Source organism: Modestobacter sp. SYSU DS0290 (assembly GCF_054050955.1).
In genome coordinates, this window is record NZ_JBJHAI010000009.1 from 139,813 (window position 1) to 149,779 (window position 9,967).

Sequence of the window (9,967 nt, forward strand, 5' to 3'; positions counted from 1 at the left end):
GACGTGCGCATCGTCCGTTACGCCCACCCAGCCGGCATGTCCTTCGGGGTCCTCGACGGGGACGGTCAGGTCGCCCAGATCGAGGGCCACCCGTTCGGCCAGATCTCCTTCACCGGCCAGCGCTTCGCCGCGGCCGACGTCCGGCTGCTCTCGCCGATCCTGCCCAGCAAGGTGGTCGGCGTCGGCAAGAACTACGCCGACCACGTCAAGGAGATGAACACCGGCGACGCCCCGGCCGAGCCGTTGATCTTCCTCAAGCCCTCCACCACGGTGATCGGCCCCGGCGACGCGATCCGCATCCCGCCGGGCAGCAGCAACGTGCACCACGAGGTCGAGCTCGCCGTCGTCATCGGGGCGCGCGGCGCCCGCCAGGTGACCCCGGAGCAGGCGCCGGCCAGCATCTTCGGCTACACGATCGGCAACGACGTCACCGAGCGGGACATGCAGCGCGGCGACGGGCAGTGGACCCGGGCCAAGGGCTTCGACTCCTTCTGCCCGCTGGGCCCGTGGATCGAGACCGATCTCGCCGGCCTCGGCAAGGACCCGGCCGACCTCGAGCTCACCTGCAGCGTCGACGGCGAGCGCCGCCAGGCCGGCCGCACCAGCCAGCTGCTGTTCGACGTCCCGCGGCTGATCTCGCACATCTCCCAGGTGATGACCCTGCTGCCCGGCGACGTCGTGCTCACCGGCACCCCCGCCGGCGTCGGGCCGATCCGCCCCGGCCAGCGCGTCGAGTGCACCATCGAGGGCCTGGGCACGCTGACCAACTCCGTCGCCGGCGCCGACCCGACCTCGACCGCGGGCGGCGCCCGGTGAGCGTCAAGACCCGGTTCTGCCCGTCCCCGACCGGGCTGGTGCACGTCGGGGTGATGCGGGCGGCCCTGTTCAACTGGGCGCACGCCCGGCACACCGGTGGCCGCTTCCTGTTCCGGATCGAGGACACCGACGCGGCCCGGGACTCCGAGGAGTCCTACCGGCACCTGCTCGACTGCCTGCGCTGGCTCGGGCTGGACTGGGACGAGGGCCCCGAGGTCGGTGGCCCGAACGGCCCCTACCGCCAGTCGCAGCGCGCGGAGGTGTACCGGGAGGTCGCGGCGAAGCTGCTGGCCGCCGGGCACGCCTACGAGTCCTTCTCCACCAACGAGGAGGTCGACGCCCGGCGGCGGGCCGCGGGCCAGGACCCGAAGCTCGGCTACGACAACTTCGACCGCCACCTCACCGAGGAGCAGAAGGCGGCCTTCCGCGCCGAGGGCCGCCAGCCGGTGCTGCGGCTGCGGATGCCCGACGAGGACATCAGCTGGACCGACCTGGTGCGCGGTGAGGTGCGCTTCGCCGCCGGCTCGGTGCCGGACTTCGTGCTGGTCCGCGGCAACGGCGCCCCGCTCTACCCGTTCGTGAACCCCGTGGACGACGCGCTGATGGGCGTCACCGACGTCCTGCGCGGCGAGGACCTGCTGCCCTCCACCCCGCGGCAGCTCGCGCTGTACCGGGCGCTGACCGACATCGGCGTCGCCGCCGGGACGCCGCGCTTCGGGCACCTGCCGCTGGTGAACGGCGAGGGCAACAAGAAGCTGTCCAAGCGCGACCCGCAGTCGAACTTCGACGTCTACCGCGAGCGCGGCTTCCTGCCCGAGGGGCTGTTCAACTACCTGGCGCTGCTGGGCTGGTCGATCGCCGAGGACCGCGACGTGTTCTCCGTGCAGGAGATGGTCGAGGCGTTCGACGTCACCCGGGTCAGCGCCAACCCCGCGCGCTTCGACCTGAAGAAGGCCGAGGCGATCAACGCCGCCCACCTGCGGGCGCTGCCGACCGGGGAGTTCCTCACCCGGGTCACCCCGTTCCTGGCCGCGGCCGGGCTGGTCGCCGACCCGCCCACCGCCGAGCAGCAGCGGGTGCTGGAGGCGATCGCCCCGCTGGCCCAGGAGCGCATGATCGTGCTCTCCGACGCCGTCGGGCTGCTGGGGTTCCTCTTCACCGAGGACGTCGCGATCGACCCGGCCGCCGCGGACAAGCAGCTGGCCGCCGGCGCCGGTGAGGTGCTGGACGCCGCCACGGTCGCGCTGCGGGACCTCGCCGACTGGAGCACCCCGGCGATCGAGGCGGCGCTGAAGGAGGCCCTCGTCGACGGGCTGGGCCGCAAGCCGCGTCAGGCGTTCGGCCCGGTCCGGGTGGCCGTCAGCGGCCGCACCGTCTCCCCGCCGCTGTACGAGTCGATCGAGCTGCTCGGCCGCGAGCGCACCCTGGCGCGCCTGGCTGCCGCCCGCGGGATCGCGACGGGATGACCGGCTGGGGTGGTGGGCCCGGTGGGCGGCCGGGGGAGCCCTACACCGGCCCGCCGCCCACGGGCCCCGCCGGGGCGCCACCGGTGGTGCCCCGGGTGGTCGCCTGGTACCCGCCCCCGGCACCCGCTGTGCCCCCGCCGCCGGCCGGTCGGCGGACCCGGCCGGTGACCCCGCCCGGGGCGCCGCCGCACGACACCCCCCAGCCCTACGCGCTGCTCATGCGGGCCCGGGACTGGGCCTGGTGGCGGCCGGTGCTGGGGCTGCTGCTGCTCTGCGTGCTGTACGTGGTCGCCGGCGCGGTGATCGGTGGGGTGGCCCTGGTCACCGGGCTCACCGTCGACCTGTACATGGACCTCACCGACGCCGGTGTGCTGCTGCTGACCAACATCTCGCTGATCGTGGCGATCCCGATCATCTGGTTGTGCTGGGTCGCGGCGCACGGCATGCGGATCGGCTGGTCCTCCTCGGTGCGCGGCCGGTTGCGCTGGCGGCTGTTCGTGCCGCTGGGCTGGCGCGGCCTGGCCAGCCTGGGGGTCGCGGTCGCGGTGCTGGTGGTCGTCGACACCGTCACCGGGCCGGGCGGGGTCACCGGGCCGTCGGCCTCCTACGGCTGGCTGGTGCTCGTCGTCGTCCTCACCACCCCGTTGCAGGCCGCGGCGGAGGAGTACGCGTTCCGCGGCTACCTCAGCCAGGCGATCGCCGGCTGGATCGGCCGGCCACGGGCAGGAGCACTGGTCGCCGCCCTGGTGACCGCCACGCTGTTCTCCGCCGCCCACCTGCCCCCGGACGCCGAGTCCTTCCTCTACCGGTTCGCCATGGGCCTGTCCTTCTCCGCGCTCGTCTGGTGGACCGGCGGCCTGGAGGCGGCGATCGTCGCGCACACCGTCAACAACGTGGTGATCTTCCTGCTCGGTGGGGCGCTGGGCGGCGCCGTCTCGGCCGACGCCTCGGACGACCTGCTCGGCTGGTGGGCGGCGCTGGTGGGGACTGCCGGGATGGTCGCCTACGTGCTGTGGGTGCGCACCCTCAGCCGCCGGCTCCGCCCGGACCGGCTCAGCCCGGCCCTGGACCTGCGCGGAGCCGGGCCGGCCGCCGGTGGTCCCGGCCGGCCGCCTGCCGGGGCACCGCTGGTGCTGCCGGCGCCCGCGTACGCCCCACCCGGCTACGGCCCACCTGCCTACGGGCCCCCTGCCGACGGGCCGCCTGCCTACGGGCCCCCGGCGTACGGGCCACCGGTGTACGGGCCACCGGTGTACGGGCCGCCGGCGTACGGGCCGCCGGGCTACGGGCCGCCGGCGACGTCGACCGTGCCGCCACCGCCGGACGACCGTTGGGCCCGCCCGGCGGGGGCCTGACGCGCCGGGCAGGGGGGTGCCTCCACGCGTCCGGCGAGCATCGGGTATCGTTTCTTCCCGTCGCCGCAAGGCGGTGCAAGGCCAATGGGGTATGGGGTAATTGGCAGCCCGACGGTTTCTGGTTCCGTTAGTCTAGGTTCGAGTCCTGGTACCCCAGCGAGGAAGCGTCATCTCCTCCAGCACCACGCACGGCCCCGTCGTCTAGCGGCCCAGGACGCCGCCCTCTCACGGCGGTAGCGAGGGTTCGAATCCCTTCGGGGCTACAGCGCAGAGCCCCCGGCCCACCAGGGCCGGGGGCTCTCGTCGTCTCCGGGTGGTTCGACCCCGCCGATGGCGGGATGCGCGGATGTGGCAGACTCTCCGACCGCACGGCCCCGTCGTCTAGCGGCCCAGGACGCCGCCCTCTCACGGCGGTAGCGAGGGTTCGAATCCCTTCGGGGCTACAGCGGAGAGCCCCCGACCCACCCGGGTCGGGGGCTCTCGTGTTCTCGGTCACCGTGCGTCACCCGTACCGGTGACCGCCGGAATGTTGACCTCTTGCAACGGTGTTAGCGTCCCCGTTGCTGATCACCGCGCCGCACCACCGTGCACCGCCCTGACGGCAGGAAGAGGCCACTCGCAACACCCGTGCCGGGTGGCCGCCACACCAACCCCTGGAGGGACCCCCCGGTGGTGCTCGCTGCTGACGAGACCCTGCGGCTCGACGCGAACTTCGTCGACTACCTGCTCGTCGTCGCCTACTTCGCTGTCGTGCTGCTCATCGGCTTCGCCGCCCGTCGCCGGGTGTCCGACAGCCTCGACTTCTTCCTCTCCGGCCGGTCGCTGCCGGCGTGGGTGACCGGGCTGGCGTTCATCTCGGCCAACCTCGGCGCCGTCGAGATCATCGGCATGTCGGCCAACGGCGCCCAGTTCGGCATGGCCACGTTCCACTACTTCTGGATCGGCGCCGTCCCGGCGATGCTGTTCCTGGGCGTCGTGATGATGCCCTTCTACTACGGCTCGAAGGTCCGCTCGGTGCCGGAGTTCATGCGCCGGCGCTTCGGCACCGGGGCCCACCTGGTCAACGCGCTGAGCTTCGCGCTGGCCCAGGTGCTCATCGCCGGCATCAACCTGTACCTGCTGGCCACGATCGTGAACGCGCTGCTCGGTTGGCCGCAGTGGGTCTCGCTGATCGTCGCGGCGATCATCGTGCTCAGCTACATCACCCTCGGTGGCCTCTCGGCGGCCATCTACAACGAGGTGCTGCAGTTCTTCGTCATCGTCGCCGCGCTGCTGCCGCTGACCCTGATCGGGCTGCACCGGGTCGGTGGCGTCGGCGGGCTGATCGACGCGGTCCGGGGCAGCGGCAACGAGAACGACCTCACCTCCTGGCCGGGCTCGGACCTGACCAGCATCGAGAACCCGGTGCTGTCGGTCATCGGGCTCGTGTTCGGCCTCGGTTTCGTGCTCTCCTTCGGCTACTGGACGACGAACTTCGTCGAGGTCCAGCGGGCGATGGCGACCAAGTCCATGTCGGCCGCGAGGAGCACCCCGATCATCGGGTCGTTCCCGAAGATGTTCATCCCGTTCATCGTGATCGTCCCCGGCATGATCGCCGCGGTCCTGGTCAACGAGACCCAGGACCTGAAGGCCGGGGGGAACCCCGGGGTCACCTACAACGACTCGATCCTGCTGCTGATCCGGGACGTGCTGCCCAACGGTCTGCTGGGCGTGGCGATCGCCGGTCTGCTGGCCTCCTTCATGGCCGGCATGGCGGCCAACATCTCCGCCTTCAACACCGTGTTCAGCTACGACCTGTGGCAGCAGTACGTGAAGAAGGACCGCCCGGACGAGTACTACCTGAAGGTCGGTCGGCTGGCCACGGTCGGCGCCACGGTCGTCGCGATCTTCACCGCGCTCATCGCGGCGAACTTCGACAACCTGATGGACTACCTGCAGACGCTGTTCGGGTTCTTCAACGCCCCGCTGTTCGCCACGTTCATCCTGGGCATGTTCTGGAAGCGGATGACGCCCACGGCAGGCTGGACCGGTCTGGTGTCCGGCACCCTCGCCGCGGTGCTGGTCTGGTCGCTGAGCGAGACCGGCGTCATCGGGCTGGAGGGCCAGGGCGCGAGCTTCGTCGCCGCCGGTGCCGCGTTCGTCGTCGACATCGCGGTCAGCGTCGGGGTGAGCATGGTGACCCGGCCCAAGCCGGTCTCCGAGCTGGCCGGGCTCGTCTACTCCGAGACGCCCAAGGAGGTGCGCACCGACCCCGATGCGCACAAGCTGCCCTGGTACCAGTCGCCGACCAAGCTCGCCGGCATCTCCCTGGTGCTGGTCATCGCCCTGAACCTGATCTTCCGCTGACCGTCGCCAGCGTTCCCGAGAGGAGCAACCCATGAGCACTGCAGACAACGGGCAGGCCGCGGGCCGGGCAACAGCCGGCACGAAGCGGCACACCGCGGGCGCGTACGACGTCCGGACGGTCATCGCCGGGCTGATCGGCTTCTACGGCGTCGTCCTGGTGGTCCTCGGCATCGTCGACTACAGCGACGCCGACGCCGCCAAGACCGGCGGCTGGAACGCCAACCTCTGGGTCGGCATCGGCATGGTGGTCTTCGCCCTGGCGTTCGTCGTCTGGACGCGGCTGCGGCCGGTCGTCGTCGAGGGTGGCGACGCCGTCGAGGACCCGACGGGTGGGGCGGACACCGCCGGCCGGTAGCCCCGGCACGACCACGATGACGACCCGCAGCGGGGCTCCCGCTGCGGGTCGTCGCGCGTCCGGGGTCAGCCCGTGCGCACCTCGAGCAGCTCGCCGTCGGCCGGCAATCCGGGGGCCCCGTCGGCGCCCCCCGTCCGGAAGGCCATCGGGATCCCGGCGGCCCCGGTCAGCCCGGCCGAGTCGCAGAGCTGCACGTGCAGGTGCGGCTCGGTGCTGTTGCCGGAGTTGCCGCACTCGGCCAGCTGCTGGCCGGCCCGCACCCGATCGCCCGGGCGGACGACGACCGAGCCGCGCCGCAGGTGCACCAGCGCGGCGTGCACCCCGTCGTCGGCCCGGACGACGACGTGGTTGCCGGCGATCGCGCGGGCGCCGCCGAACATCCGAACGAGGGCCTCGGGGCCCAGCAGGTACAGCACCGACAGCCAGCCGCTGCGGGCGCGGTGGTCGCGCTGCCGCTGGTGCGCGCGCACCACGACCCCGTCGACCGGGCTGAACAGCGGCTGGCCGAACGCGGGGTACTCCTCGGGCCGGCGCCACTGCCCGCCGGAGCCGAACGTGGGGCGGCTGCCGTCCGGCGGGTCGAGGGCCAGGTCGATCGCCCAGGTCTGGCCCAGCGCGTTCGTCCCGTGCGAGGGCACCTTCGTGGCGGGTGAGTTGAGTGCCCGCCAGGGGCCGCGGACCGGGGACTCCACGACCCGCAGCGGCGCCTCGGGCGGTCGGACGCGCTCCAGCAGGCCGAGACCGGCCAGGACGACGATGGCGGCCAGTGCGGCCCCCGGGAGCAGGCGCGTGCCCTCGGCCAGCATCAGCAGGAGGCCCAGCCCAGGCAGGATCGCCCGGGCCCGGGCGACCGACCGGCGGAGCGTCGGGCCGGTCACGACCCCACCGCCGCGAGCACCACGTGCAGCGGGACGACCCGCTCGGCCGGCACCCCGTACGCCCCGCGCGCGGTGGTCCGCAGCCAACCGGCGGCGGTGAGCTGCCGCAGGTGGTGGTGCAGCTGCCCGGTGGTGCCCAGCCCGGGCAGGGCTGCCAGCGCGGCGGTCGTGGTCGCGCCGCCCAGGACCTCCCGCAGCAGCCGCAGCCGCACCGGGTGGGCCAGCGCCGACAGCGCCGCGGCCAGCGCCTCGTCGTCCTCCGCGCCGCCGGTGCGCACCTCCTCGGCAGCGTGCGTCCGCTGCCAGGCGTACTCCTCGCCGCCGGGCAGCCGCACCTGCCCGCCGTAGGCCACCGCCCCGCCGGGCAGCTCCGCGGCCTCGGCGGCCAGCGCCTGCAGCAGCCAGAACCGCTCCGGTGCCGGCGGGCCGGCCGCCGCCGGGGGCAGGGCCGTGTCGCGCTGGGCCTCCAGCGCGGCCAGCCGTTCCTCGATCCGGGTCAGTCGGGCGTCGTCCACCCGACTGAAGATACGGAACTACGTACTGACGAACAAGCGTCTCAACGCGCGGCGCGGGAGATGGTCAGCGCGGCGTCCAGCACGGCGGCGACCACCTCCGGGCTCGGCCGTCGACCCAGTCGCTCGATCGGGCCGGAGATGGAGACGGCGCCCAGCACGCCGCCGGTGCCGTCGCGCACGGGAGCCGACAGTGATGCCACACCCGGCTCCCGCTCGGCGATGCTGTGTGCCCAGCCGCGCCGCCGGACGTCGAGCAGCGTGCGGGCGGTGAAGCTCGCCGAGGGCAGCAGGGCGTTCACCTCGTCGGCGGGGGCGAACGCCAGCAGGGCGTGGGCGGCCGAGCCGGCGGTGAGCGGGAGGCGGGCGCCCACGGGCACGGTGTCGCGCAGCCCGCTCAGCCGTTCGGCCGCGGCGATGCAGACCCGGCTGCCCCCGTCGCGCACGTAGAACTGTGCACTCTCCCCGGTGGCGTCGCGCAGTCCGGGCAGGTGGCGGCCGGCCAGGTCGGCCAGGTCGGCACCGCCGCGGCCCAGCTCGGCGAGGCCCGGGCCGGGCGCCCAGGCGCCGCTCGCGGTGCGCCGCAGCAGGCGGTGACCCTCCAGGGCGGTCGCCAGCCGGTGCGCGGTCGCCCGCGGCAGGCCGGTGCGGTTCACGAGCTCGGCGAGCGTGGCCGGCTCGTCGCTCACCGAGCGGAGGATGGCCACTGCTTTGTCCAGCACGGCAACGGGGTTAGGCTGTCCCACGGAGCAATACTCGCATCCCAGTGGGTGAGACGGTCAACCGCCGTCGCCCGATCGAGGAGGACGCAGTGGGCAGGACCCTGGCGCAGAAGGTGTACGAGCAGCACGTCGTCCGGCGGACGGCGGGGGAGCCCGACCTGCTCTACATCGACCTGCACCTCGTGCACGAGGTGACCAGCCCGCAGGCGTTCGACGGCCTCCGTGCCGCCGGCCGCACGGTCCGCCGGCCGGACCTGACCATGGCCACCGAGGACCACAACGTCCCGACGCTGGACATCCTCAGGCCGATCGCCGACCCGGTCTCCCGCGCCCAGGTCGAGGCGCTGCGGCGCAACGCCGCCGAGTTCGGCATCCGGCTGGCGCCGATGGGCGACCGCGACCAGGGCATCGTGCACGTGATCGGCCCGCAGCTGGGGCTCACCCAGCCGGGGATGACGATCGTCTGCGGCGACAGCCACACCTCCACCCACGGGGCGTTCGGTGCGCTGGCCTTCGGCATCGGCACCAGCGAGGTCGAGCACGTGCTGGCCACCCAGACCCTGCCGCAGTACCCGGCCAAGCAGATGGCGGTGACCGTCGACGGCGAGCTTCCGCCCGGCGTCTCGGCGAAGGACGTCATCCTGGCCGTCATCGCCGAGATCGGCACCGGCGGCGGCCAGGGCCACGTCATCGAGTACCGCGGCAGCGCGATCGAGGCGCTGTCGATGGAGGCCCGGATGACGATCTGCAACATGTCGATCGAGGCGGGCGCCCGCGCCGGGCTGATCGCCCCCGACCAGACCACCTTCGACTTCCTGGCCGGCCGCCCGCACGCACCGCAGGGCGCGGACTGGGACGCCGCGGTCGCGGAGTGGCGGACGCTGCGCACCGACGACGACGCCGTCTTCGACCGCGAGGTGCGCATCGACGCCGCGTCGCTGACCCCCTACGTCACCTGGGGCACCAACCCCGGCCAGGGGCTGCCGATCGACGCCAGCGTGCCCGACCCGGCGCGGATCGCCGACGAGAGCGAGCGCCGGGCCGCCGAGTCCGCGCTGGCCTACATGGGGCTGACCGCCGGCACGCCGCTGCGCGAGATCGAGGTGGACACCGTCTTCCTCGGCTCCTGCACCAACGGCCGGATCGAGGACCTGCGGGTCGCCGCGGCGCTGCTGAAGGGCAAGCACGTCGACGAGCACACCCGGATGCTCGTCGTCCCCGGCTCGGTGCAGGTGAAGCTGCAGGCCGAGGCCGAGGGCCTGGACCAGGTCTTCCTCGACGCCGGTGCCGAGTGGCGCGGGGCGGGGTGCTCGATGTGCCTGGGCATGAACCCCGACCAGCTCAAGCCCGGCGAGCGCTCGGCGTCGACCAGCAACCGCAACTTCCAGGGCCGGCAGGGCAAGGGCGGGCGCACCCACCTGGTCTCCCCGGCGGGGGGGGGGGGGGGGGGGGGGGGGGGGGGGGGGGGGGGGGGGGGGGGGGGGGGGGGGGGGGGGGGGGGTGGGGTGGGTGTTTGG

Annotated in this window: 9 protein-coding genes and 3 tRNA genes; 9 read left to right on the plus strand and 3 right to left on the minus strand. The window is 73.5% G+C overall.

The genetic code is table 11. The annotated features are described in order from the left end of the window. Positions 1 to 3: 3 nt before the first annotated feature. The 8 genes from ACI795_RS10330 (at position 4) to ACI795_RS10365 (ending at position 6,338) form a co-directional block, all read left to right on the plus strand. Positions 4 to 816, plus strand: a complete 813-nt coding sequence (locus tag ACI795_RS10330) for a fumarylacetoacetate hydrolase family protein (protein ID WP_457075406.1) — start codon at positions 4 to 6, stop codon at positions 814 to 816. Continuing rightward, positions 813 to 2,282 carry a glutamate--tRNA ligase gene (gltX, locus tag ACI795_RS10335; protein ID WP_457075407.1) on the plus strand — a complete coding sequence of 490 codons (1,470 nt, stop codon included), beginning with the start codon at positions 813 to 815 and terminating at the stop codon, positions 2,280 to 2,282. Before ACI795_RS10330 ends, gltX begins: the two co-directional genes overlap by 4 nt. A gap of 164 nt (positions 2,283 to 2,446) precedes the next feature. Next, positions 2,447 to 3,637 (plus strand): CPBP family glutamic-type intramembrane protease, encoded by a 1,191-nt coding sequence (locus tag ACI795_RS10340; protein ID WP_457075408.1) that lies wholly within the window; start codon positions 2,447 to 2,449, stop codon positions 3,635 to 3,637. Between the two features lie 85 nt (positions 3,638 to 3,722). Continuing rightward, positions 3,723 to 3,794 (plus strand) — tRNA-Gln (locus tag ACI795_RS10345). Between the two features lie 33 nt (positions 3,795 to 3,827). After that, a tRNA-Glu gene (locus ACI795_RS10350) sits at positions 3,828 to 3,900 on the plus strand. Positions 3,901 to 4,007: 107 nt separating this feature from the next. Then, positions 4,008 to 4,080 (plus strand) — tRNA-Glu (locus tag ACI795_RS10355). Positions 4,081 to 4,306: 226 nt separating this feature from the next. Next, positions 4,307 to 5,983, plus strand: a complete 1,677-nt coding sequence (locus tag ACI795_RS10360; protein WP_457075409.1) for a sodium:solute symporter family protein — start codon at positions 4,307 to 4,309, stop codon at positions 5,981 to 5,983. A 31-nt stretch (positions 5,984 to 6,014) separates the two neighbouring features. After that, complete coding sequence (locus tag ACI795_RS10365) at positions 6,015 to 6,338, plus strand: hypothetical protein (protein WP_457075410.1); 324 nt, start codon at positions 6,015 to 6,017, stop codon at positions 6,336 to 6,338. A gap of 65 nt (positions 6,339 to 6,403) precedes the next feature. On the opposite strand, the gene ACI795_RS10370 is transcribed toward ACI795_RS10365, so the two are convergent. Genes ACI795_RS10370 through ACI795_RS10380 form a run of 3 tightly spaced genes read right to left on the minus strand, consistent with a single transcriptional unit; the run spans position 6,404 to position 8,474 of the window. Continuing rightward, positions 6,404 to 7,216 carry a M23 family metallopeptidase gene (locus ACI795_RS10370; protein ID WP_457075411.1) on the minus strand — a complete coding sequence of 271 codons (813 nt, stop codon included), beginning with the start codon at positions 7,214 to 7,216 and terminating at the stop codon, positions 6,404 to 6,406. Further along, positions 7,213 to 7,731 (minus strand): helix-turn-helix domain-containing protein, encoded by a 519-nt coding sequence (locus tag ACI795_RS10375; protein WP_457075412.1) that lies wholly within the window; start codon positions 7,729 to 7,731, stop codon positions 7,213 to 7,215. The genes ACI795_RS10370 and ACI795_RS10375 overlap by 4 nt, the downstream gene beginning before the upstream one ends. Before the next feature lie 41 nt (positions 7,732 to 7,772). Beyond that, positions 7,773 to 8,474, minus strand: coding sequence for an IclR family transcriptional regulator (locus ACI795_RS10380; protein ID WP_457075413.1), 702 nt, complete (start codon positions 8,472 to 8,474; stop codon positions 7,773 to 7,775). A gap of 65 nt (positions 8,475 to 8,539) precedes the next feature. On the opposite strand from ACI795_RS10380, the gene leuC reads away from it, so the two are divergent. Next, positions 8,540 to 9,967, plus strand: a 1,428-nt coding sequence (leuC, locus tag ACI795_RS10385) for a 3-isopropylmalate dehydratase large subunit (RefSeq protein WP_457075414.1), incomplete at its 3' end; no start/stop codon positions are given.